This is a genomic window from Streptomyces noursei, assembly GCF_016917755.1.
In the GTDB taxonomy this organism is placed as follows: domain Bacteria; phylum Actinomycetota; class Actinomycetes; order Streptomycetales; family Streptomycetaceae; genus Streptomyces; species Streptomyces yunnanensis.
This window is the reverse complement of sequence record NZ_CP070326.1, coordinates 2,287,313-2,310,877: the sequence shown is the minus strand read 5'-3', so window position 1 is coordinate 2,310,877 and position 23,565 is coordinate 2,287,313. Positions and strand designations below refer to the sequence as shown.

Sequence of the window (23,565 nt, the reverse complement as noted above, 5' to 3'; positions counted from 1 at the left end):
AGATGAGAACAGACAGGAGAAACGATGCCGGTGCCCACCTGTGTTCTGGGCAGCAGAGGAGTCCAGGACCACGTATCGCGCGGTCACTCTCTCAACCACTTCGTCGAATTGGGATCGCTCTCCAAAGTGGTCACCGGCACGATCCTGACCCAACTCGCCACCGCGGGGGCTCTCCACCTCGATGACCAGCTCGAACTTCACCTCGCCGACGTCCCCAAGGACACCGGGGTCACTCTTCGACACCTGGCTGAACACACCTCCGGACTGCCTCGTCTCCCTCCCCAAGCCAACACCTCCACCGCCGACCCCTACCGCTCTTTCACTGAGACCGCTTTGCGCGACGTGCTGAGGAACTGGCACACGACAGCAACCGGCCCCGTGGGCAAGAAGGAGTACTCCAACCTCGGATATGCCATCCTCGGTCGCGTACTCACCACAGCAACTGACTCCACCTTTCAACGGCTGACCGACGAGCACGTGCTCGCTCCGCTGGACCTACCACCAGGCGCCGTAACTGCCACGCCACCGCCCGAACGGCGACTCGTAGCCCAGGGCTTCCTCGGCCGGCCCCGCCCCCACTGGACGTTGACGGGACCGATCCTGCCGGCCGGCGGATTATGGGCCACCCCGCACACAGCAGCCCGTCTGGTAGTCGGACTCGTAGTGGACCGCGTGCTCGGTGAACCTGCTCCCACATGGGACCGCAGCGGACCGGCTCTCTGGCACATCGGCGCAACGCGAACCGCATCCGCCTTCGCCGGCGCACACGAAGACGGCCGTTGGATCTTCCTGCACCGCCTCCACGGAAACCACCGCCGCACCACTCGCCTCGCCCTGCAGAAACTCAAGGCATGAAGGACAGGCCATTTGCTGACGGACACCGGCAACAGCCCTACGGTCCATACAAGAACGCCGCTGCTGTTGGGGATGTCTCTCGGTTGGTCCGCAGTTGCTGGCTGCGTAGCATGCCTCCACGTCGTGATCAGACGCTCGTTGGGGGAAATCCGATCTGGATGAGTCCAGGAGCCTGTTTCCGGGGAACGAACTGTGCTCGGCCCGGGGGCATGGGCGCGGCCTTGACGTTCCCCATGAGCGGCCCTTCCTCCGGGGAGCCGGAGAAGACGATGCCTTGGGCGCCGAGATCCTTCAGGCGTTGGGTGACAGGCTCGAAGGTGGCGCTGGCCGCGCCGGCGGTGTTGCTGGCGACGATGACGCGCAGCCCGATGTCGCGGGCGTAGGGCAGGTAGTCGGCCAGGGCGTCGAGGGGGTTGCCGGAAGGCAGGGCGACCAAGTCGTAGTCGTCGATGATCACGTAGACGTTGGGGCCGCGCCACCAGCTGCGGGACCGCATCTGGTGAGCGGTGATGTTCCCGGACGGGATGCGGGCAGCGAGGAGTGGGGCGAGCCGGGCGAAGCCCTGTTGGAGTGCGGTGGGAACGGGAGCGTAGTGCAGGAGGTGGGCCTCGGGCAGTTGTCCGTACAGGCCGCGGCGGTAGTCGCCGACCATGAGGAGACCTTCGCGGGGCTGGTGGCGTTCGGCGATGCGTTGGGCGAGCAGGCGCAGCAGGGCGGTTTTGCCGGACTCTCTCTCACCGTAGATGACGAGGAGCGGATCGGTGTCGAAGTTGACATGTGCGGGGCAAAGGGTGGTCTCGTCGACGCCGATCGCAAAGCCGCTTTCGAGAGTCTCGTCAGCTTTGGGCAGGTCGTACGCGGACAGATGGGTGGGGAGGAGGCGGACGGGTGGGCAGACCGGTCCGGACCAGTGGGAGGCGATCTGGGCTACGAGGTCGTCGCTGTGCTTGGCCGGGCTGGCGACTTCGGTGTGCGCGTCCTCGACGTGGGGGAGGGCGGTGATGAAGTGGAATCCGCCGGTCGCGAGTCCGTGGCCTGGGCGGTTGGCAGGGACGTTGCGGGCGCGTCGGCGGTCGTGTTCGGAGTCGAGTGGATTCGCCAGGCGTAGTTCCAGGCGGGTGCCGAACTGGTCCCTCAGCGCGGGGCGCAGCTCGTTGTAGCGGGTGGTGGTGGTGATGAGATGGATACCGTGAGCGAGCCCGCGGAGGGCGATCGCCTCAATGTCGGGGACCAGGTGCTCGTATTCGTGCCTGAAGGTGGCCCACCCATCGATGACCAGGAAGACATCGCCCCAGGGATGGTCCGGATAGTGGCCGTCGGCGCGACGCACACGGTAGGTGGCCATGGAGTCGATATGGCGGCTGTGGAAGAACTCCTCTCGGCTGTTGAGGATGTTCCGTACCTCGGCGACGCTGCGGCGCACCCTGTCCGCCTCCAGTCGTGAGGTGATGCCTCCGGCGTGGGGGAGGTCTGCGAGGGTGAACAGGCTGCCGCCGCCGAAGTCCAGGCCGTAGAACTGCACTTCGGCGGGGGTGTGGGTCAGTGCCAGGGCCATGACGAGCGTGCGCAGTAGGGTGGATTTGCCGGTGCGTGGACCGCCGACGACCAGGGTGTGGCCGCCGGCTCCGGCCATGTCTGTGGTGAGGGTGTCGTGGCGTTGTTCGAGGGGTTTGTCAGTGATGCCCAGTGGGACGGTGAGTTTCGGGGCCCGGTGGTCGGTGGGGTGCAGGCCGCGCTCGGGAGTGTTGGTCAGGGGCGGTAGGAGTTGGCTGAGTGAGGGGGACGTTTCCAGGGGCGGCAGCCAGATGGGGTGAGCGTCTGGGCCGTAGCTGGCGAGCTGACGGACGATTACGTCCAGCACTGTGTCGACGGTGGCTGGATCCGAAGGCCCGGGTATTAGCGGCTCGACCGGGGACGCGGGAGTGAGGGCGGCGGCCCGGACGGCCTCCGCGGTGAACAGGATCGGAGCGTCTACGGCAGGTTGTCCGGGGCGCGGAGAATTTGGGTCGTGGTAGGGGCCGGAGACGTAGGCGGCCTGGAACTCGGTGGCGGGTGCGGTGCTGTGCTGAAGTAGCCCGGCGCCGGGGAGACGGCGCAGGTAGTAGGCGTCGGGGGTGCCGAGGACAGCTTGGGATTCCTGGGCGGAGAAGGTTCGCAGAGCCAGTCGGTACGACAGGTAGGTGTCCAGTCCGTGCAGTCGTCCGGATTCCAGCCGCTGTGTGGCGAGCAGCAGATGCATGCCCAGGGAGCGGCCGATACGACCGATCTGCAGGAAGATGTGCAGGAAGTCGGGCCTGGCAGCCAGGAGTTCACTGAATTCGTCCAGGACGATCAGCAGGGTCGGCAGCGGTTCCAGAGGCGCGCCGGCCTCCCGTGCCTTCTCGTAGCCACTGATGCCGGTGAAGTTCCCGGCCGTGTGGAGAAGTTCCTGGCGGCGCACCAGTTCACTGGTGATCGCATCGTGCATGCGGTCGACGAGGGCGAGGTCCTCGGTCAGGTTGGTGATCAGTGCTGAGACATGCGGCAGGTCGGCCAAACCGGCAAAGGACGCGCCGCCCTTGAAGTCAGCCAGGACGAAGTTCAGCGCTTCCGGGGAGTGGGTGGAGGCCAGGGCGAGGATGAGCGTACGCAGCAGCTCGGACTTACCCGAGCCGGTGGCTCCCACACACAACCCGTGCGGCCCAATGCCTCCCTGGGACGCCTCCTTCAGATCAAGGACGACCGGGCTGCCGTCCTTGTCTACGCCTATCGGGACGCGGAGCCGGTCTGCGGGCCGTCGCTGACGCCACATCTGCGCCACGTCCAGGTCAGCGGGGTCCGCGATGCCCATGAGCTCGGTGAAGTCCAGGCTGCTCAGCAGCGGCTCTTCGGCCTCCTGGGCGTGCGTACGCAACGGCGCCAGGGCTCGGGCCAGCGCTGTGGCCTCGCTGCTGGACAATGCGTCCGGTGTTCCGGAGTAGACGGCCCTGGTACCTGTTTCCAGGCGAAGTGCGCCGGCGGACACGGTCAGCACCGGCTGTCCGTACAACGACGGCGACGATGACCGTTGCCCCGGCGCGACCTCGACGACCGTCACCCCCTGCAGGCCGTCTTCCGCGGGCGCCTCGGTCGGCGGGTGGTTTCCGCTGTCCACCAGGACGACCAGGTGCGGACGGTCCAGCAGCGGCTGTGCGCCGCGGAGGAAGGCGGGCCGTGCTGCCAGGTCCTCCGCCAGAACCTCCTCCAGTTCATCGAGGGAGTCGCACACCAACAGTCCACTCCCCGACCGGGACGGTTCACCACCGAGGTAGGCGTGCGGCAGCCACTTGATCCACTCCCACTCCGGCACCGCCCCCGGCGCCGCGACCAGCGCGAGTTGGAGGTCCTCGGGCGCGTGCAGAGCGGCCAACTGTCCCATGACAGCTCGGACAAGACCGTAGACCGCCTCCGTCTCGCCGCGCACCGTCAACCACGGGAAGGCTCGCAGAGAGAGCGCCAGGGGCAGACCGTCGAGGCGGGCGTGGGTGGCCACGAAGCGGCTCAGCGCTCGCTCGGTCAGCGGTTCCCACTCCTCCGCCTCCTCCTGCGGCAGGACCAGCTCAGTGGCCAGCCGCTGTGGCCCCACACCGATCCGAACCTCGGCGAAATCCCCATCGCCGAGACGTCGCTCCCACAACCGCGTCCGCTGGGTGACAAGCGCCCACAGGTGACCTGGCTCGGGGAAGAGGTAGCACTCCGCCCGCCGCTGTTGCCGGGCGGTCTTGACTACTTGCTCACGCGTGCGCGCCAGATACGACAGATACCTCCGCCGCTCCCCACTCATGTACGTGGTGGGGCCGCGGCGGGCGCGCACGATCTGCGCAAGCGCCATGCCCAGTGAGGACAGCACCATGATGGCGCCCATCATCCTCATGAACGCAGGGGCATCGGGCAGAAAGAAGAACGCCGAAGTACCGGCCATCCCCATAGCCGGCAGCAGCGTCAACGCCATCGAGACGCCCTGCTGCCGCGGGAGCGCCGGCGGCGCCTTCAGCCGTATCTCGTCCTTGGAATAGTCGTCCGGCCATTTCCGAGGCCGACGCTTGATGTTGACCGTTCCCAACAGGGGCCTTGGCTAGGAGTGGAAACCGCGATCGGACTGCTGTCCGCTGCCGTTCTGGTTGCCGGGAATCCCGTTGTGCGGATACGCGTCAGGTGCGTTCGGCGCACCCGATGCGTACGGTGGAACGGGCGGAACCGGGGGCACCACGGCCCGTCGGCGCCGGCGCCACAACAACAGCCCACCCAGAGAAATCCCCACCGCAACCACGCAGCCGACGATGACCAGAGGCACCAATGCGCTGTGGCTCGCCGAGGGCGCCTTGGCGGCACCGTCGGACGCGACGGGCGCGGGGCTGGCGGCTGACGGCGACGGAGCAGGCAGTGGGCCGTTCTTGGGGCCAGCCGGAATGTCTTCCGTCAGTGCGCTGTACGGTCGGATGAATCCGTAGCCGTAGTGCTGATCCGGAACCTTCAGATTCCTCGCCGACTCGGGCAGCTTCGCCGTCTTCACCAGCCGGTTGGCGATCTGTCCGGCCGACAGGTCCGGGAACTTCGCGCGCAGGAGGGCAGCCGCAGCTGATACATAGGCAGTCGCTACGGACGTCCCGTCACCCGTCGAATACATGTGATCCACGCTTGTGCTGATCGTGCCCACTCCCGGTGCCGTCAGCAGGACATCGGGGCCGTAGTTGGACTTCGACCAGATCTTGCGGGACGAGTCGACTGCCCCCACGGCGATCACACCTGGGATGCTCGCGGGGTAGGTGGGCGTAGCGGAGCCGTCATTCCCCGTTCCGGCGACGAGCACAACGTCCTTCTGCTGTGCGTAACGGATGGCAGCTTCGAGGCCAGGGACTTCTTCGGGGCCTGCCAGAGACATGTTGATCACTGATGCCCCGTGGTCCACGGCATAACGAACGGCGTCGGCGACAGGCGTACCGTGCGTGACGACGAGCGAGGCGTTGTCCGCGGTGACCCTCAGTGGGAGGATCTTGGCTTCAGGCGCCAGCCCCATGACTCCAGCTGAGCGGCCAGTTCCGTGTCCGTGGCCCGCGATGAGCCCGGCCATCGATGTCCCATGGTCATCCGTTGTCACATGGTCAGCCGTCCCTCCCTCCAAGAAGTTCTTGCCGCTCAGCACGTTGCCCACGAGGTCGGGATGTGTGCCGTCGGTGCCCGTGTCGATGACGGCGACCGTCACGCCCCGGCCTGTCGAGATCTTCCAGACCGATTCGGCGTCATAGGCAGACAGGGGCCACTGCTGGTCACGGATCGAGTCGGCGGCTGCGGGCGAGGTGAGCGTTCCGAGGCACAGCACAGCGAGCAACGCTGTGCAGAGAGTGCCCCTCAGCCGTCGGCCGTCCGTCATGCCTCGCCCTGTCCTTCCGCCTTGTCCTTCTCCGATTCCTGGCTGTGCTGCTCAGACGCATCAGTGTCCCGTGTGGAGGCGGCAGGAGTCACCTCGCCGACGACACCCGGCACCACGTCCCGTTGCGGAATCCAGGTCTCCTCGTCTTCCACCAGATAGTCAGGGCGACTGGCCCCCTTGCGGCGCTCATCCTCACGAGAAGAGCGGCCATGCGGTGGAACGGCTCCAGGGGGCAGCGGATTTGACGTTGCATTCCGACGACTGCCAAGCGCACCACCGCGGCTGCGATGCAAGCCGGAACCACCCTGCCCACTGCGTCCCGGAGTACCGGGCCGGCTGGGCTCACCGACGACGCCCCCACTGCGCCGTGCCAAACTTCCCTGCTTGCCACTGGACGTCGAGCCGCGCCCGCCGCCCGACACCCCAGGAGTTCCGGGTGCTCCCGTAGGGAGACGGCTCGCCTGCCCTGGCTGGCCAGAAACACCTGGCTCCGTGCCTCGAACCTTCCCCGAGGGAACGCGTCCCCCCGTGCTCTCTCCTGGCTCGCTAGGGCGCATCGTCCTGGCACCGGGAAGTGACCGACCACCCGCAATCGGACCTCGACCGGATACTGCACCGGGCACTCCTGGCGGGACAGTGCCGAGACCGCTGCCGCCTCCTGACACACCTCTGCTGATCTCGCCTGCGGAACCACCGGCTGGAGGGGCTACAGGTGTTGGCAGGCCACCGCGGACACCGTCCAATGCCATACCCGGAGTCGGCGCCTTCGGAGCGGAAGTGGAGCTACTTCCGGGAGAAGCCGACTCTCCACCCACACTCGGCGCTCCAGTCCTTAGCGGTGCCGCCGGAATGGGAGGCGCCGAGGCAGCGCGACCTCCGGAACGGCGAAGTGACGGTCGACCCACCTGCCGTGGAGCGGAAGCCGGCGCCATGCCGGGGGCCACCACGACCGGCGGCGGCACAATCGTGTCCGGCGGAGGGATGACCTTTCCACGCTCCTTGATCGGAGGTAGCGACCCCAGGTGGCTGGCCTGGACGTTGTACGAGGCGCCGAGCCGCTCCATGTGGACAGCCGCCTGCAGGGCGATCTCCCGGCCCCGCGACAGCGTGTCCCGGTGCTTGGCCAAAGCATCGCTGCTACTCATGCCGTTGGCCACGTCCCGTTTCAGTCCGCTGTCGTCGCGCGTACCGAAGTTGCTCACCCAGTCCGCGCCGTCTTCGACGCCCGAGACGATGGCCCCCAACACGTTGCCGTGATTCCTCTCAGACACGGTGTCCTGGAGGGCCATGACTGCTCTTTGGACATCGCGGAGCTCAGATGCCGCGCCTTGAAGGGTGTGGCAGGTGTTCTTGGCGTACAGCGCGCCGTTCTGGAGGCTGAGGCTGAGGTCCCTTGCCCGCTTGGCAAAGGATTCAGCGGCGTCGCCCCGCCAGTACTCCAGGACATCTGCAACGGCCTTGTCGAGCAGAGCTCGCACGCTGCCGTCCGGGGCGTCGCCGGCCAACTGGTCGTGGACGTGCATCCAGTGACTGGCGATCTCCTCGACCTTGTCCGGCTGAGCGTCTCGAACCATGCCCTTCAAACTCTGCAAGGTGTGGTTCGAAAAGTTAGTGGTGTGGCCGCCACCTTTGCCCATCGTGCGCGTCTCCCCGTTTGTTTCTCTTGCTTCCTCACTACACCGACTGCGTGGGCAGCTCAGCGCATCGAGCCTTTGACGTCCTGCTCGCGGTTGTCGTAGCTCCTGTGCGCAGTCGAGGTATTTTGGCCTGCCTCGGCAATCATGTTCTTGAGTTCGGTGACCATGTCCCCGACCGCCCTCTTCATATGGCCATGTGCGTTGCGCAGAGCTGCTTCCTCGGCGAAGCTCCGACCGAGATACCCCTCCGGTAGCTCCGTCTTGTACTCCGCCGTGCCACGGACACCATCCATCGTGTCGACCAGGTGGTTGAGGCGTTTGATGACCTGTTCCAACGCACTCAGATCGACGCTGTAGCCGTCAGCCACTCCGAAACTCCCCCCTGCCTGTACTGTTCCCAGCGTGCGTGACCACGCCAGGAACAGCGCGCAACGTACTGGCGCAATCTAACGTTCGATACTCAAGTCGCGCCAACCATCGGCCCGCCGGATTGGCTTGATACTGCGGCACGGCGGACGAGAGGTCACTGCAAGAGGCCCGCACGATTCGCCGCACTGGGCCTGAACAGCGTTCGAGCAGCACCGTGGCTCAGCCCGCGGCGCTCCGGAAGTCCGCAAACTGGCTGATTGTCCAGGGCGGAAGGCCGACCTCCGATGCAACGTTGCAGGCGGGCGCTAGCTGTTCTGTCCACGGAGGTTGGCGACGGACAGCGCGGTCTTGTGGCCTTGAACGGGCGACGGCCTTCCGGTAGTCACACATCGCTCAACGACCGGACACCACCAGAAGTAAAGACTGCCTAGTGAGGCAAACTTGTGGTATCCGCAACTGAGCGCCACCGGCAACGTCTGTATGATCAACGGCTCCCTGCGGGCGGCGCCGCTCGCCCGCAGAGAGAGCATCGACATGAAGGGGGACCATGTGATGGCGTGGGGAACCACACCCAATCCTCCCAACTCAGGAGGAAGCGACGCTACTCAGATCAACAGTCCGGCGAAGCTGCGCCAGGCCGGTAACAATTCTCGGGAACTCGCGGGCGAGCTGAATTCCAAGGGGCGTACTGCCAAGGAAGAGACCGTGCACGCGGCCGCAGGTCTCAAAGGTGCTTCCTGGGACGGCAGGTTGGGCACCGCTATGGAGCAGGCCGCCAAGACCTGGGACGACCAGGTCGCACAGCTCGTCAGGACGTTGCGCGAGATACACGCCAAGTGCACCACTACCGCCGCAAACTATGAGCGGTCGGAGCAGGAGAACGCGGCGAAATTCAAGTCTCAGCCCAAGACGACGCCCTTCGGATGAGGTGACAGCGCATGGTGACGTATGAGCAGCTCTATCACCTCGACCTGGACAGGCTGAACAGTGCCATCGAGGCATGGGAAACCCAGATCCGCCACCTCGAATCACTGGACGAGGCATTCACTCGCGACGTCTCCAAAACGTTCGACCAGGCCGGTTGGCACAGCCTCGGCTTCACGTCGATGCTGGCTTCCGGTCAAGTCAAGGATGCCGATCAGGAGCTCACAGATGCGGTCACGGAGGCCAAAGGCATCCGAGACATCTTGCGCGACGCTCACACCAGACTGAAGAAGCATAAAGCGGATATCCATCAACTCGCCGATGTCGAGGCGCCGGACCGAGGGTTGGTGGTCAGTAGCTCTGGCCACGTCGAGGCTCGCGACGACATCACCAAGGACCTCCCTAATCAAGATGACCCCGACAACGAGTCGATTCGGGCCCTGCAGAAAGAAAAGATCGAAGACTTCACCGGCAGGATCAAGCAGATCCTCGACGACGCAGACGAAACAGACGAGCTCGCCTCCCAAGCTCTCCACATCAACACTGCAGGAAAAGCAGAGGACGGCTTCAGGGGCAAGGTCTACACCTCGATCAGCTCGTACAAGAAAGCCTCCAGCAAACCTTCCGAAGTCGGCATGCACAAGCTAGGCGCTAGCCCATGGGGCAGTGGCACCATCAAGCCGATAGCAGAGTTCCTCAGCTATAAGTCGTGGATCAATGCAGGAAATTCCGCGTTGCACGGCAGGTTCGGGGAAGCTTGGGATTATTTCGTAGGGGGCACCCCGCCGAACGCCATCGCTGGGATGGCGAAATCAGCAGAGACGAAGATCGGTTCGGGCGAAGGATCCGTCTTCAACAAGATCGGTAGTGGACTTTTCAAGGGTGCGGGGAAGGTTCTTGGGGTGCCCGTTGCCGTAGTTGCGACATTTGTCGACTATGCCTATACCCCCGAGGACGATGCGGCAAAGAAAGAGCAGCAGAGTCGGAACGTAGGACCTGATCAGTTCAACCATGAGTATGGAAAGGGGAAAACTCGTGGAGGAAGCGGACCGATCGCGTAGATCTCACCGTAGGAGATTCGGCCCTCTGTGGACTTTGAACGAGCTGCTGGGATCGTTCCTGAACCTCAGATCGTTCCACGTGGTCATCCTTGGCGGCCTCGCGACCTGTGCTGGCATTGGCGGATTCATATTGGGCCTTGTTGAGGGGCGCAGTCTCGTGAGCGCTCTCGTCAGCCTTGCGATTGGCATCGTCGGGGCGTGCCTAGTGCTTGTCTGTATTCTGGAACATTCGAAAAAGTAAGTCGATTCATGCCCCGGGCGGCGCTTCTGGTTCGCCTCACGAAGTAGGGCGGTCTTAGCGCTAAGGCAGGTTGATCGCCGGCAGGCACACCGGCCGTGCCAGGAACGGCCGGTGTGCCTGCCGGCGATGGCCCGGCTGTGGCGCCCGAGGCAGGAGCAGTCCGAGGTCGACCTCGCCGCGTCCGTGATCCGCCTGCTGGCCGCCTGCCACCACGGGCGGCGCATCCACGTCGTCGCGGACGCCGCCTACCACGGCAAGGCGCTACGCGCTCTGCCCGCGACCTGCACGTTCACCACCCGCCTGCCCGCTTCGGCGGTGCTCTACGACCTGGCCCCGCCGCCCACCGGGCGTCGCGGCCGACTCGTCCTGACGGGCAAGCGGCTGGGCACGGCGAAGGACCTGGCCGACGCAGCCGTCTTCGCCGCATTCGAAGTCACGCGCTACCAGCGCACCGAGACCGTGCAGCTGGCCGCGGTCACCAGCGTGTGGTGCGGCTCGTTCCACACCCGCATCGTCCGCGTGATCCTCCTGCGTGATGAGGACACCGTCAGCGGCTACGACCTGGCCCTGGTCACCACGGACCTCGACACGCCGCTGCCGGAGTTGGTCACCCGGTACGCATGGCGCTGGTCGATCGAGGTCACCTTCGCCGAGGCCCGCGAACTGCTCGGGGCGGCCGGGCCCGAAACCGCACCCGTCACGCGGTGGAACGCACCGTGCCGTTCGGCTTGTACTGCTACGCCATCACCGTGGCCTGGTACGCGCTGCACGGCCACCACCCGGCCGATGCTGCCGAGCACCGCGAGCGGGCCCCGTGGTACACGACCATGGCCGACCCGTCCCTATCCGACATGGTCGCCAAGCACCGCCGGGTCATCATCGCTTCCCGATTTACGCCCATCAGCCCAGACCGGCTCATGGATGAGGAAAACCGCGCCGTCCAGCAGGCATGGGCCGCAGCCAACGCCGCCTGATCACCCAAGCGTGCCAGAACGTCGAAAGTCGAGTAATCCTGCTGCAGGAACCTCTGTTGGGGCAGGGGACGCGAAGCTGGGAACACGTTTCACCCTCTTCTCAGGCGGAGGCAGCCTGCGTAGCGATGTTGCTGAGCAGCCGTCACTGGGACACATAGGGGGCCGGGCGCATCCCCGTGTGCTGCGGGGGGGGGGCGCCCGGCCGTTGGTGTCAGCGTTTACTCGGTGTTGTTGGTCGGGGCGGCAGCGGCCAGGCGGAACGTGCGTGGTGTGTCGCTTGCCTGCTCGGCGATGCCGAGACGAACCAGTGTGGTGAGGGAGTTGGCGATTGCGCCGGAAGACTTCTCGATGATGCGGCTGATCTTGGTGGCTGTGAACGCTTCGTCGGGGTGCGCTCGGAGGTGGTCGATGACCATCTGCCGGAGCGCTCCGGGGGCGAGCCGTCGCTTCTCGCTCAGCTCGGTGCTCACGTTCGCCGGTGTTGCCTGCGGAGCGGTGGGTTCTTGAGGTTCGGGGGCGTTGTCGTGCCCCGCGGCACGTGTGGGTTCGATGGGCTGTGAGGGTTCGCCCTGGTCCGCTTGGGTCTGTCGTGCGGAAGTGGGGACGGCATCGTTGGTGGCGGGGGCGTGCTGGTCGGCAGTGGGCTCCTCTTGGGCTGCGTCGTCGGTGTCAGGGGCCGGAGTGTCGGTCGGAGCCTCGCTCTGGGGGCCCAGTGCGGTATGGGTGTCGGGTTCGGCCTCGGCCGCCGCAGTGGCGTTGCCGTTCGGGGTCTGAGTGTCGGTGGTGGCGGTGTCCTGCGTGCCGCTGATGGTGGGCTCCGGCTCGGTCTCTGTGGGGGCCTGGCCGTTTCCGTTGTTGCCGTTGGGCTTGTGGTCGGTGGTGGCGTACCAGAGGTCGGGGGTGCGGCAGGGGCCGTCATGGCCGCCGGGGTTGCGTGCGGCGAGGTCGCGCTTCTCCAAGGCGTTCAGCGCCTTCCCCGCGGTGGAGTGACCCACGCCTGCGGCGTGGGCGAGCTTGGTGACGGCGGCGGGTTCGGTACGGGCGAGCAGTTCGGTGTAGACCGCGGCTTGTGCGCCGGTCAGGCCGGTCAGCGGCTCGGGGGCGGTTGCGGCATGTGGTGTGTGGCTGCTGTCGGGGGTGGTGTCGGACATGTGTGGTCCTCGCTTGCGGGTGTGATTCGGGTGGTTGAGGACCCCGGCCGGGGTGGGCCGCGTGTGCGGCCGTGGGTGTTCGCCGGCGCGTGCGCACCGCGGGGTTCCGGTGAACGTGGCCGCGAGGGGAGCGAGTTCACGTTTTGCGAACCCACGGGCTTCAGTGGCCACGACCATGGACGCTCGAACCGTGGGGGAAGTCAAGCGACGGAATTCGTGGGATCGTCCCTGGTCAGAGTCGGTGGTGCGGTTGGCGGGCCGGATCTGAGAGAGCGGCCGTGGCGCGTCCCGTTGGGGGGTGGGGTGCGGGGCGGTCCCGGAGTGCGGGTGGTCGGTGATCCGGTCGGTGCAGGGGGCGGTGGGGTTCATCCGATCGTGGGTGGGCGGTCGGTGTGCCGGGTTTGTAGCTGGTTGTGGAGTCGACTGGCGCGTTTGGAGCCGATGCCCAGTTCGTTGCGTAGGCGCCAAGCATTGATCGGCTTGCCGGTGGTGGCGCGGCTGACCTCGTCGAGGGCGAGGGCGTGCGGCCATACGTCGGCGTCTGCCGCCCTGGGGCCGACCGGTGGGCGGTCGGGGGGCGGGGGCTGGCCGGTGGGGGAGTTGTCGCCGCTGCCGGGTCCGGCTGGGCGCCCGTTTGTCGTGGCGGGGATGTCGACGGCTCGGCTTGGACCGTCCTCCGATTCTTTGGCCGATCTGGACGTGTCCGGTCGGGGGGCGGTCGGTGGTCGGGTGGCTTGGGCGGCCTGGGCGGCCTGGGCGGCCTGGGCGGCCTGGGCGGTGGGGGCGGTGGGTGGTCGGAGGGCGGGGGCGGTGGTCGGTTTGAGGGAGGTGAGGTGGTCGAGGAGGTTGGTGATGGTGCGGCGGTAGGCGGCGATGGTTTCGGTGAGGGCGATGAGGAGGAGGGCGGGGGTGAGGTGGAGGAGGACGGCTGCGGGGTCGGCGTGGTGGGGCCAGCCGATCTGTCCGTCGGGCCAGAGGCTTTGCCAGGTGTTCATGAGGGCGGCGGTGGAGCCGGCGCTCCAGCGGAGGGTGGTGGACCAGGCGGGTGGGGTGATGCCCCAGGCGGCGAGGCGTGCATCGACGTAGAGAATGCCGGCGAGCGCGGTGCCGATCATGGGGTCGAGGAGGACGGCGATGGGGAGGGGGACGTCGCGGCTGGTGGCGAAGCGGGTGACGTTGACCGTGGTGAAGACCAGTGCCAGGATCCCGACGATGCACAGGACGCGGGTCATCGATCTGAGCAGGTGGACGGCTTCGCGGGCTTCGATCTGCTTCACCGGTTTCTCCTACGGGCCGTGGGCCTGGTTGCTCCCTGGAAGGACGAGATGGCCAGGTGTGCGGGGCCCTGGTGGACGACCGCTCCAGAGTGCGGTGCGTCGATAGCCCTTCCGGCGCCGATGAACAGCGAGACGTGGGTGATGCGGTCCGGGCTGGGCCCGAAGAACAGCAAATCGCCCGGGGCCAGTGGTGCTCCCTTGGGGAGGTGGAGGTCGGTGTCGTATTGGGCTTGGGCGACGCGGGGGAGGGCGATGCCTGCTGCGCGGTAGGCGGCCTGGGTGAGGCCGGAGCAGTCGAATCCGCCGTCGGAGGGGCCATCGCCGCCCCAGACGTAGGGGACGCCGAGCTGGGAGTGAGCGAAAGCAACTGCCTTGGCAGCAGCACTGGTTGGGGTTGGTGTGATGGCCGTGTATCTGCGCGCGATCGTGAGAACTTCGCTGACGTAGGCGTGGGAGTGGTTGTAGGCGAAGATCGCCGCCTGGAGGTTCTTGTCGCCCCGGGCTCCGTTGGCGCACAGCAGTCGGGCCGCGGCGTAGACGGCGTCGGCCGGGTCCCAGGGCGTGGGTGGCTTCTTGCCTCCGGGGGGCACGGGGTGCGCGTATGCCTGGAAGGTGGAGGGCAGGAACTGCATCGGCCCGACGGCGCTTGCCGAGGAGATCATGGTGGGGTGGCGGGCGTGGTCGGTCTCGACCTTGCCGATGGCGGCGAGGACGGTCCAGGACAGCCCGGGGCAGGTGAGGACGGCGCGCTGGTAGAGGGCGAGCATGTGGGGCGGGATGTCGTTGAGGGCGTGTGCGCTCGGAGAGGCAGGTGCCCCGTTGTTTGCGGACAAGCCGCCGAGCGCCGCAGCGATGGTGAGGGCGGCGAGCAGTGGCAGAGCCAGGACCGTGCACCCGATGCCGGTGATCGCTTTTGTCAGCAGGGAGCTCACGATCCGGCCTTGGGGGCGGCGGGTGGTAGTGGGGGCACGGGGAGAGTGAGGGAGGTGTCGGCGTCGGTCGGTTCCAAGCCGGAGGCGGGGCTGAGGCCGGGCCAGTGGGTGGCGAGGTGAGTAAGGGCGATGCGGCGGGCGCCGGACTGGAGGGGCGTCCACCAAGGGCCCCAGGGTTCGGTGGTGGTGAAGTCCGAGGATGAGGTCGCCACGTTCAGGTTCAGGTTGCGGGCGGTGTCGGCGAGACGGTGGCGGAGGGCTTGGGCGCGGGAGTGGGTGCGGGTGTGGATGAGCAGGGCTGGGCGGGTGTCGGTGGCGGTGGTGAAGGCGGCGTAGCCGGCGAGTTTGGCTTCGACGCGGGGTAGGGGCTGGCTGCCCGTGTCGTATTCAAGGAAGAACGGCAGCAGGCAGTCGCCGTCGCGGTAGTGGGCGTAGGCGTCGGGGCGGATGATGTCGCCCCAGCGGCGGGCTGCGGAGGGTTCGGAGAGCCAGAGCGTGAGGCCGGTGGTGGGGGCGGTGTGGGCGTGGGCGGCGAGGTGGGCGAGGAGGTCGTTGACGCCGAGGTCGTGGCCGAGGGAGGGGGAGTAGGCGATGCGGCCGGTGTGGGTGGGGCGCCAGCCGACGGCTTCGGGGTCGAGACCGGCCTGGGCGGCGAGGAGGGCGGCTCCGGCGGGGCCGAGGGTGTAGTGCTCGGGGGCGGAGCCGGTCTGTGTCAGGGGGCGGAAGGAGTCCACGATCGCGTGGTGGTGGAGGGTGCGTAGGCGGCGTTGGGCGGAGCGGAGTGAGGTGTAGGCGAGGCGGGTGATCTGGTGGGTGGTCAGTACGCGGTGCTCGTGGAGCATGCGGGTCAGCCAGAGGTCGCGGGTGGTGAGGCGGCGGGCGAGGGTGGCGATGTCGGTGTGTTGGGTGGGGCGGGGGCGGCTGGTGGCGGCGCGGGCGGTGTAGCGGGAGCCGGGGCCGGAGGCGGGGCGGGGGAGTGCGGGCATGGCGGATCACCTTCGGGCGGGGCGAAGTGACTGGCGAGGTGGTTGGTCAGGGGCGGGTGGCTTGTCGTGGGCCGGTGCGGGAGGCGGCAGCGGTTCGCAGGTCTTTGGCGCGGCCGGGGATGGCGGGTGGCAGGGGGCGGGTGGTGAGGGTGAAGGCGGTCGATTCCGCGCCGTTGGTCAGGAGGTGGGCGGCAGCTTGGTAGGGGCCCAGGTGGGCGAGGTCGTGTGCGGCGAGGGTGGGCAGCGTGTGGCGTTCCAGTGCGTTGGAGTCCTCGGGTGAGGCGTTGAAGAAGACCTTGTTGCGGGCGTTGGCGGAGATGCCTTCGCGCAGGTCGCGGGGGAGCTGGGCGAGGTGCTGGTGGGCCAGGAGCATGGACAGGCGGTAGCCGCGGGCCTCGGCGAGCATGTCCTCCAACGGGTAGGGCAGCGTCAGGAAGTTGTGTGCCTCGTCGATGCTGAGCGTGGCGTCGATGCGCTGGCGTTCGGGGGTGCGGGCGCGGGCTGCGGCGGCCTGCCAGGTGCCGGCGACGATGAAGGAGCCGAGGAGACGGGCGGTCTCCTCTCCGAGGGCGCCTTTGGGGAGGCGAGCCAGGAGGATGCCGCCGTTGAGGACGCCGGTGAGGTCGAAGGTGGAGGGGCCGGCGGCGATGGAGCGGCGGGCGAAGTCGCGCAGCAGGAAGGCGCGCAGCTTGTTCATGACCGGGCCGACCACCGCGGCGCGGGAGGGATCGGACATCGACTCATACCAAGCCCAGAACCCTCGCAGGACAGGGTCTTGGAGGGCAGGAACGATACGCAGCCGGTAGGCGGACTCGCCCAGCAGACGGGGAACGTCGGCGAGAGTGACCAACTGTCCGGTGCGGTTGCGGTGTTTGAGGAGGGTCAGGCAGGCGGCGCGCATGACGTCGTCGGTGCGGGGGCCCCAGAAGGCGGTGAAGATGCGGCGGAAGATGCCGGTGATGTTGTCCACGACGACATCGATGTCGCTGCCGTCGAGCACGTTCAGGCACGGCGGTCTGTGGGGGTCGTCGGGGTCGATAAGGACGAGGCGGTCGGTGCACGTGTCGGGCAGGCGGTCCAACAGGTGGGTGATCAGGTCGCCTTTGGGGTCGATGACGATGACGCCGCGGTGGTTGCGGACGTCGTCGAGGACGAGGTTGGCGATCAGGGTGGACTTGCCGGAGCCGGTGGCGCCCATGACGTGCAGGTGGTGGCGGGCGTCGGCGACGGCGAGACCTATGCCGCGGCGGGTACCGGTGTCGGAGTGGCCCAGGGGTTTGACGCTGTTGCCGGGGGTGGGCTTGGGGATCTGCGGGGGTGGGAGGACGGAGCGGGCGCCGGCTCGGCGCAGGCCGGGGGCGTTGGGGTCGTAGGGGAGGTGGGCGAGGGCGGCGAGTTCGGGCACCGAGAGCAGCGCCGGTCGGCAAGGCGGGAACTGTCGGGCGGTGAGGCGTGGTTCGGGGTGACGGAGGCGGGTGCGGGTGAGGTAGTTGCGGTCGGCGTACAGGCCGAAGGCGGAGGCGATGGCGTGGGCCCGGCCTCGGGCCACATCGTGTGCGCGGTCGGTCTTTTGTGAGCAGGCGGCGGCGTAGGCGAGGGTGCACTGCCACTGGGCGCCGGATTGTTTGGCCACCATCTGACGTACGGCGGTGCCGTGGTCGGGGTCCTGCTTGCCGGTGGTGGCGGGTTGGGCACGGTGGAGGAGGAGCGCGGTCAGGGCTGGGAGACGGGCCGGGGCATGCCCGGCTTTGAGCTGCCTTGCCTGGCGCCGGGCGCGGCGCAGGGCGCGGCCGGTGGCGGGGCGGGCCAGGATCTGCACGCAGGCCGATTCATGGTCGGCCATGCCGGTAGCGGCCTGGAGCAGGGCACGTAGAGGGTCGGTGGGGTGGTCGGTGCGGAGGGGCAGGACGTCGGGGCGGGCCGGCCGCAGACCCCCGGCCGTGCAGGAGACGGCGTCGTCTGCGTTCGGGAGGAGGGGAGCGGGGGCGGTGACGCGGGTGTGGGCGCCGGGCCAGGCGGCTTCGACGGCGCGGCACACCAGGCCCATCGGTACGGTGCCCGGGACCCACAAACGGATGCGCAGGCCACTGTGCGACCAGGTGTATTCGAAGGCGAGGTGGGGCTGGCCGGTGGTGAGGCGGCGCCACCACGGGCGCAGCAAACCGGAGAGCTGGGCCCACAGGACCTCGCCGCCCTTGGGCGCGACGTGGGGCGGGGCGAGGATCTCCACGCAGCGGGCGCCATCGGCGAGGCGCTGCTGGCGCGAGCGTAGAAGACGGCGTCGGGCTGCGTACCCGCTTGCTGCGGACAGGAGGGCAGTGGGGATCAGGAGGGGCGCGGCCGCGGTGCACCAGGTGAGGGCGGCATGGAGCGCGGTGGCGGCGAACGTCTCGGGGTGGGTGAGGAAGTCCACCAACGGTCCGTCCGGCGGGGCGATGGCTCGCAGCATGGAGCCGGTCACAGCATCCGCCCTTCGTTGCTGTCGTCGCAGATGCTGTCGTCTGCGCAGCCATCGGCGTAGACGGATCCCTCATCTCTTGTGTGCTGAGCGGTGGCCGCGGTGGCCAGCTCGCTGGGGTCTGTCGTGATCACGTCGTGTTCGCCCGGAGCGGCGACGCTGATCAGGGCGACCTTGTGGCGGCGGTCCCCGGTAAGCAGCAGGGCCTCGCCCCGGGAGGCCGAGAGCAGGAATTCCCGCTCGCCATGGCAGAGGTGGAAGTTCTCGCTGATGGTGTCGATGGCCTGTGGGGCTTGGCGGAGCAGGATCTGGGTGGCGGCGTTCGAGACGATGGCCCGGCCCAAGGGTGAGGCGAGCACGTCATCAGCGTCCTGGGTGACGATCGCCAGTCCGGTCCAGCGCTTGCGGGCGGCCTTGGCCATGCGGAACAGGAAGCGGGCGCCTGCCCCGTCGCGCATCAGCCGCCATGCCTCGTCCACCACGACCAGATGGCGGCCCGCGCTCGGGCGGGAGGTGACTTGCCGCCAGATGGCGTCCAGGGCGAGCAGCATCGCCGGGGCCGTGACCTCTTCCGGCAGGCCGAGGAGCGCGTAGACGACCAGATGCCCGGACGTAGCAGTGGTGCTGGGACCGTTGAACAGGTGGGCGTGCGAGCCGGTGGTGTACGGGACTAGGTGGTCGGCAAGGTCCGCGGCAACCACGCTGCCGTCCTCATTCAGGACGGTGGCCAGGTCGGCGAGCGTGGGCGGAGTGCGCTGCCAGGTACGAGGATCCGCGGTGATCCCTGCACGGATGTACGTGCCGAGGATCGCCCGGTCCAGCACCGCTTTCTTGGCGGCGGTCAGATCGGTGCCGAGCAGGACGGTGAGGAAGGTGTGCAGGAACAGCACGCGCCGCGTCAGGGCGTCTTCACTGTCGCGTGCGGATACCGGGAGGTCGAAGGGGTTGAGGCATACACCTTCCGTACCTAGCCGCACCACGTGCCCGCCGACGGCCTCGGCGAGGCGGACGTACTCGTCCTCCGGGTCGATGACCGAGGCAGTGACACCGGTGAACAGCAGCCGCAGCAGTTCGAGTTTGGCCAGGTAGGACTTGCCGGTGCCGGAGCGGGCCAGGGTGATGGAGTTGTAGTTGTCCTGCGCGAAGCGATCCCACATCACGGGGGCACCGGAGACCGCGTTCAGCCCGTACAGCACCCCAGAGACGGCGGTGCCGTCCTCACCCGTGGTGACTGGTAGGTCGGGGCTGGTGAAGGGGAAGCACGTGGCGAGGGCGGCGGTGTCGAAGGTGCGGCGGATCTTGAGGGTGTCGAGGCCGAGCGGCAGGGTGGCCAGCCAGCCCGGTAGTGCCCGGTAGGTCGTGGGCGCGACCGTCATGAGGAGTGACTCGGCGATGGCGCGGACGGCGGCGGCCTGCTCGGCGAGGGCGTCCTCGTCCGGCGCGTGCACGGTCAGGTACAGGGCGACGTGGAAGAGTTTTCCTTCGCCGCGGGCGATGCGGTAGGCGAGTTCAGCGGCGTCCGCGGCTGCGGCCTCTACTTCGGGGTCGTCCAGGCGGCCTTTGTCGAAGCCGGTGCGGCGGCCGGATTCCAGGCGGGCGCGCTGCTTCTTCAGTCCGGCGGCGGCCACCGGGTTGGGGACGGGCTCGATGTGCAGGGCGATGTCGAGATGGCCGGGGAAGTTGAGCAGGGGGGCGAGCCAGCCGGGGGTGACCTCCGCCGGGTAGCCGGTGACCACGAGGGTGGTGGCCAGGTGGGCGCCGATGGCCAGAGCGCGGGCGTGCACCTCGATGGCCTCGGGACCAGGCGCGTCGAGCAATGCTGCTCCGTCGGTGGTGGGGGTGGGGGCTGGGCGGTGACGGCGGCGGAGAAGACGTGGAGTCACGTGAGGTCACCTTCCGATGCGGTCCTGTGCGGGGTGGGTGTGTCGGGGTTGCAGGCCGCGTGCACCAGGCGGGTGCTGTGTGGGCCGTCCTGGGGCGTGACGGTGATCTCGGCCGGTGCCAGGGCGCGGGCGGCCTCGTCGAGGCGCTGGAGTACCCGCCCCGCGCTCGCATTCCGCGTCACGCTGGAGGCGGGGGCTTCTTCGCGGGCGACGAGCAGGAGCTGTCGGCCGATGAGGTTGCCGCTTGCGGCGAGGTCGGTAAGGAAGTCGGCGTGGGCGTGGGCGGCTGCTTCCAGTGCCGGGTGCGGCAGGGCGGCGGCCCCGTGGTGCAAGGCGTCGGCCAGCGGGGTGAGTTCGACGTGGTGAGAGCGCACCAGCAACTGGGTCGGTCCGGTGAGGGAGTTGAGCCAGCGGGCGAACGCGGCGGTCAGCCCTTGTTGTTCGGCCACCGAGCGCAGCTCGAAGTTGACCGTGGAACACCTCGCCATGGCAGCGCTCCCCGCATTGCCCAGGTCGAGCACCCCTTCCGAGGCGATGCCGCCGTAGGGCATGTGCATGGCGGCCGGGGGTGGACCTGCGGCCTTGGCCCAGCGGTTGGGCACGATGGCGGGCAGTGGGGGAACGCCTTCGGGGGCGTGTACTCGGCGCTTGGGCGTGCGTGTGTGGGTGAGCGCGGCGAGCAGGAATCGGTCCAGGCCGATGCCTTCCCGGTGGCCGAGGGCGAGCGCTGCCACGGCTCCGGCAATGGGGGCGGCCAGGGCCGCGTAGGCGAGCGGTGCCATGAAGGCGCGTGTTGCCCACCAGCCGCCGTACAGCACGGCGGCTGCGGTGGCGAGGACGGCGGTCTGTCGGGCGGTGAAGGGGCCCAGGAGGCGGTCGGGGCGGGAGATATCTGCAGGGATACGTGTGGCGTATGTGGTGTCGGTTGGGTCGTCTGGTGCTGCCATGGGATCTACCTCCGGGGTGGTTCGAGGGGCAGCCGCAGCTGCAGGGGGCGCGGCGGCCGTGGGCGTACTTGCGCGGTGGGAGTGCGTAGGGGCAGCGGCCGTGACTGCGGTGCTGCCGAGGGGAAGGCGAGCGGTCGGGCGGCCCGCTGGGTGGGGGAGTTGGGCGTAGGCGTGGTTGTGCGTTCGGCACGGATCGGCAGCGACATCTGCGTGGGCCGGGTCGCCCGGGCCGGGATGCGCTCGGTGGTGACAGGGAGGGCGAGTTGCCGGATCCGACGGGTCTGGCTGGGGCGAAGTACGGAACGGGGACCTGTCGGTGTACGGCTGAGAGGGGCAGAGCGCGGGCCGGGACGTCGAGCAGCCGGGACGCCGGAAGCAGTACCTGCGGGAGTCCGCGAGGACGCGTTGGCGACGGCCGTCGCCGGACGCGTTGCGCTTGATGTCGGGGCTGGCGGTGCCGGTGCCGACCGGCCGTCGGGGGCGGTGGATCCAGCGTGGGAATGTCCCGAGGAGGAACCACCGCGGGAATGCAACGTTCGCCGCCGCCCGCCTCCTCTACTCCCCGGCCCTGGTGCAGATGGCCGCCCGCCACCACCGCCCCCGCCTGAACCAGGACGTCCCCCTCCACCCAACGGCCCTCCAGGACCTGGGCCGAGTCCCGCTGCGCCGCCTCCACCGGGACGGCGCCGCAGCAGGCTCATGCCGGGCACGTAGTGGTCCATGAGCCGGTATAGCGCCAGGTGCTTGAGCATCCGCACGGCAGAAGGCGTATGGGGGCTGTGGGCGGGGGTGCCGCGCAGGATGACTTGCATGGTCCAGCCGGGGATCTTGAACAGCACCCAGAACAGTCCGAGTCCGGCGAGCAACGTGCCCAGCTGGTCGGCTTTCGGGATGCCCAGTGTTGAGGCGCCCGGAGCGAAGAACAGCCTGAGGGCGAGAATGAACGTGATCGACTGCGCGACCTGGATGACCAGGCATCCGGCCAGCGCCCGCCACCACAGTCGCGCGATCGGATCGGTCAGCGGGTGGGCGTGACAGGCCAAGGCGAGGGGTCCGCAGACGGCCACCAGGGCCAGCACCGCGACCCGCACCATGAAGCCGATCATCACCGCCAGCACCAGCGCGATTATCATGATCGCCAACAGCAGCAGATACAGCTTCAGCCCGGCCACCTTGAAGAGGGTGAAGGGCAGGACGCGTTCGACCATGCCCTGCCCGGCGTCCGACAGATCGGTGGTCATGATGGCGTGGGCGAGGGCGTTGGACAGACTCATCGCCTTGCGCATCACGGTCAGCGAGCTGGCCGCCGCGATCATCCCCAACAGCAGCCGCGGGAGGATCTGTTTGAGGGCGTAGCGGGTCTGGACGGTTTCGTGGCCCATGACGGTGATGCCGCCGGCGGTCACGAACAGCACGTAGATCCCGACCGTGATCTCCAGCGTGGCTTTCCACAGCCGTTTGACGTCGGCGTGCTGGGTGACGTCGGGGGTCGCCAGCAGGGTGTCGGCCAGAAACTCGCGGAGCGGTTTCATGACCTGCTCGATCAGCGTGCCGAGGAACGAGGTGATCGCGTTCACGATCATCGCGGGGAAGTCGGGGAGCACGTCCCAGCCCGAGGAGGTGTCCTTGACGCACTCACGCCCCTCGGCCTCGCACGCCGAAGGCGTAGGACCCGGCTTCGGCTCCGGGGACGACGGCCGCGAGGGCTGTGAAGGCTTCGGAGACGGACGGCCCCGTGCGGGCGTCGGCCCGGGCACGGGGTCAGGTTTCGGTGAGGCGGAAGGCGGCTTCGGAGCGGCCGCGGTAGGGCGGGGTGCGGGCTGAGGCTCGGGCTGCGGCGGCTCCGGAACTGCGGACGCTCGAGCAGAAGCCGCTGCGTAAGCCGTTCTCGGTGCGGCGTTCTGCGCGGACAGCGCTACGGGAATGAGCACGGCCAAGATGCAGAGAGCGGGCACGACCCGTGCGAGCCTCTTGGCACGGCTCACTTCCCGTCACCGCCGCTGACGCCGACGATGTGCTGCAACACGGTGACCAGGGCAGGCGCCAGGACAGCCAGCCCGTACCCGATAGCCGCGGCCTTCAAGGCCCGCTTCGCGGACTCGACTTCCCCCGGATCGCCCCCGGCCATCAGATACCGCAGGCCACCGAAGGTCAGAAACAGCGTGGCGAGCCCCGACAGTATGCCGACGACCCAGTTCCGCAGATTCTTGATCACGGTGGGAATGTCCGCGACCGCCCAGACACGGGGCGAGTTCGCCAACAGCACCAGCGCAGCGCCCGCAGTGACGAAGGCGAACCGGGTCACCCAGCGGCTCCTCGGGCGGCTCAGCCGCCGGTACGACCGACGAAATCTTGCGAGCATGACGGACGCACCTCCAGCAGACACAGCACGGCACGGGAAAGAAGCGGATCGACGAAGTGCGACGCGACCAGGCGCATCACAGGGGTTCGTGCGGTGTGGGGTGAACACGGAACCTGTCC

16 protein-coding genes are annotated in these 23,565 nt (G+C 68.2%); 4 read left to right on the top strand and 12 right to left on the bottom strand.

Features of this window, described 5'->3' with window-relative positions; translation table 11 throughout:
• Positions 1–24: 24 nt before the first annotated feature.
• Positions 25–855 (top strand): serine hydrolase domain-containing protein, encoded by an 831-nt coding sequence (locus JNO44_RS10165; protein ID WP_205363177.1) that lies wholly within the window; start codon positions 25–27, stop codon positions 853–855.
• A 127-nt stretch (positions 856–982) separates the two neighbouring features.
• Here JNO44_RS10165 and eccCa read toward each other — a convergent pair whose 3' ends face one another.
• From eccCa to JNO44_RS10150, 3 genes are all read right to left on the bottom strand, one after another.
• Entirely contained in the window at positions 983–4,936 is a 3,954-nt protein-coding gene (gene eccCa / locus JNO44_RS10160; RefSeq protein WP_205363176.1) for a type VII secretion protein EccCa, read from the bottom strand.
• 12 nt (positions 4,937–4,948) lie between these two features.
• Entirely contained in the window at positions 4,949–6,244 is a 1,296-nt protein-coding gene (gene mycP / locus JNO44_RS10155) for a type VII secretion-associated serine protease mycosin (protein ID WP_205363171.1), read from the bottom strand.
• A 1,696-nt stretch (positions 6,245–7,940) separates the two neighbouring features.
• Complete coding sequence (locus tag JNO44_RS10150; protein WP_205363167.1) at positions 7,941–8,249, bottom strand: hypothetical protein; 309 nt, start codon at positions 8,247–8,249, stop codon at positions 7,941–7,943.
• 481 nt (positions 8,250–8,730) lie between these two features.
• Between JNO44_RS10150 and JNO44_RS10145 the strand changes: the two genes are divergently transcribed.
• From JNO44_RS10145 to JNO44_RS10135, 3 genes are all read left to right on the top strand, one after another.
• Positions 8,731–9,177, top strand: a complete 447-nt coding sequence (locus JNO44_RS10145) for a WXG100 family type VII secretion target (protein WP_205363165.1) — start codon at positions 8,731–8,733, stop codon at positions 9,175–9,177.
• Positions 9,178–9,188: 11 nt separating this feature from the next.
• Entirely contained in the window at positions 9,189–10,235 is a 1,047-nt protein-coding gene (locus JNO44_RS10140; RefSeq protein ID WP_205363160.1) for a hypothetical protein, read from the top strand.
• A 945-nt stretch (positions 10,236–11,180) separates the two neighbouring features.
• Complete coding sequence (locus JNO44_RS10135) at positions 11,181–11,450, top strand: hypothetical protein (protein ID WP_205363158.1); 270 nt, start codon at positions 11,181–11,183, stop codon at positions 11,448–11,450.
• Between the two features lie 218 nt (positions 11,451–11,668).
• Here the strand turns inward: JNO44_RS10135 and JNO44_RS10130 are convergent, their stop codons facing one another.
• The 9 genes from JNO44_RS10130 to JNO44_RS10090 all read right to left on the bottom strand — a co-directional run bounded on the left by JNO44_RS10130 (position 11,669) and on the right by JNO44_RS10090 (position 23,446).
• Entirely contained in the window at positions 11,669–12,601 is a 933-nt protein-coding gene (locus tag JNO44_RS10130) for a helix-turn-helix domain-containing protein (protein ID WP_205363156.1), read from the bottom strand.
• Positions 12,602–12,966: 365 nt separating this feature from the next.
• On the bottom strand, positions 12,967–13,878 hold the full coding sequence (locus tag JNO44_RS10125) for an extensin (protein ID WP_205363154.1): 912 nt from the start codon (positions 13,876–13,878) through the stop codon (positions 12,967–12,969).
• Entirely contained in the window at positions 13,875–14,810 is a 936-nt protein-coding gene (locus JNO44_RS10120; protein ID WP_205363153.1) for a C40 family peptidase, read from the bottom strand. The genes JNO44_RS10125 and JNO44_RS10120 overlap by 4 nt, the downstream gene beginning before the upstream one ends.
• The gene (locus JNO44_RS10115; protein ID WP_205363152.1) at positions 14,807–15,796 is read right to left on the bottom strand and encodes a replication-relaxation family protein; all 990 of its coding nucleotides are present in this window, start codon (positions 15,794–15,796) and stop codon (positions 14,807–14,809) included. Before JNO44_RS10115 ends, JNO44_RS10120 begins: the two co-directional genes overlap by 4 nt.
• Positions 15,797–15,842: 46 nt before the next feature.
• A complete protein-coding gene (locus tag JNO44_RS10110) occupies positions 15,843–18,245 on the bottom strand; it encodes a DUF8128 domain-containing protein (RefSeq protein WP_205369625.1) in 2,403 nt (800 codons plus the stop codon).
• Between the two features lie 8 nt (positions 18,246–18,253).
• Positions 18,254–20,071 (bottom strand): VirB4 family type IV secretion system protein, encoded by a 1,818-nt coding sequence (locus tag JNO44_RS10105; protein WP_205369622.1) that lies wholly within the window; start codon positions 20,069–20,071, stop codon positions 18,254–18,256.
• Between the two features lie 62 nt (positions 20,072–20,133).
• Positions 20,134–21,084: a PrgI family protein gene (locus JNO44_RS10100; protein WP_205363151.1), complete on the bottom strand. Its 951-nt coding sequence runs from the start codon at positions 21,082–21,084 to the stop codon at positions 20,134–20,136.
• A gap of 5 nt (positions 21,085–21,089) precedes the next feature.
• A complete protein-coding gene (locus JNO44_RS10095) occupies positions 21,090–22,667 on the bottom strand; it encodes a TrbL/VirB6 family protein (protein WP_205363150.1) in 1,578 nt (525 codons plus the stop codon).
• A 398-nt stretch (positions 22,668–23,065) separates the two neighbouring features.
• A complete protein-coding gene (locus JNO44_RS10090; protein ID WP_205363149.1) occupies positions 23,066–23,446 on the bottom strand; it encodes a pilin in 381 nt (126 codons plus the stop codon).
• Positions 23,447–23,565: the final 119 nt, after the last annotated feature.

Coding starts and splice junctions, on each gene's coding strand:
- JNO44_RS10165 (WP_205363177.1), top strand. CDS start 25: ATGCCGGTGCCCACCTGTGTTCTGGGCAGCAGAGGAGTCCAGGACCAC.
- mycP (WP_205363171.1), bottom strand. CDS start 6,244: ATGACGGACGGCCGACGGCTGAGGGGCACTCTCTGCACAGCGTTGCTC.
- JNO44_RS10145 (WP_205363165.1), top strand. CDS start 8,731: ATGATCAACGGCTCCCTGCGGGCGGCGCCGCTCGCCCGCAGAGAGAGC.
- JNO44_RS10140 (WP_205363160.1), top strand. CDS start 9,189: ATGGTGACGTATGAGCAGCTCTATCACCTCGACCTGGACAGGCTGAAC.
- JNO44_RS10130 (WP_205363156.1), bottom strand. CDS start 12,601: ATGTCCGACACCACCCCCGACAGCAGCCACACACCACATGCCGCAACC.
- JNO44_RS10115 (WP_205363152.1), bottom strand. CDS start 15,796: ATGCCCGCACTCCCCCGCCCCGCCTCCGGCCCCGGCTCCCGCTACACC.
- JNO44_RS10110 (WP_205369625.1), bottom strand. CDS start 18,245: ATGCTGCGAGCCATCGCCCCGCCGGACGGACCGTTGGTGGACTTCCTC.
- JNO44_RS10100 (WP_205363151.1), bottom strand. CDS start 21,084: ATGGCAGCACCAGACGACCCAACCGACACCACATACGCCACACGTATC.
- JNO44_RS10095 (WP_205363150.1), bottom strand. CDS start 22,667: ATGATCGTGAACGCGATCACCTCGTTCCTCGGCACGCTGATCGAGCAG.
- JNO44_RS10090 (WP_205363149.1), bottom strand. CDS start 23,446: ATGCTCGCAAGATTTCGTCGGTCGTACCGGCGGCTGAGCCGCCCGAGG.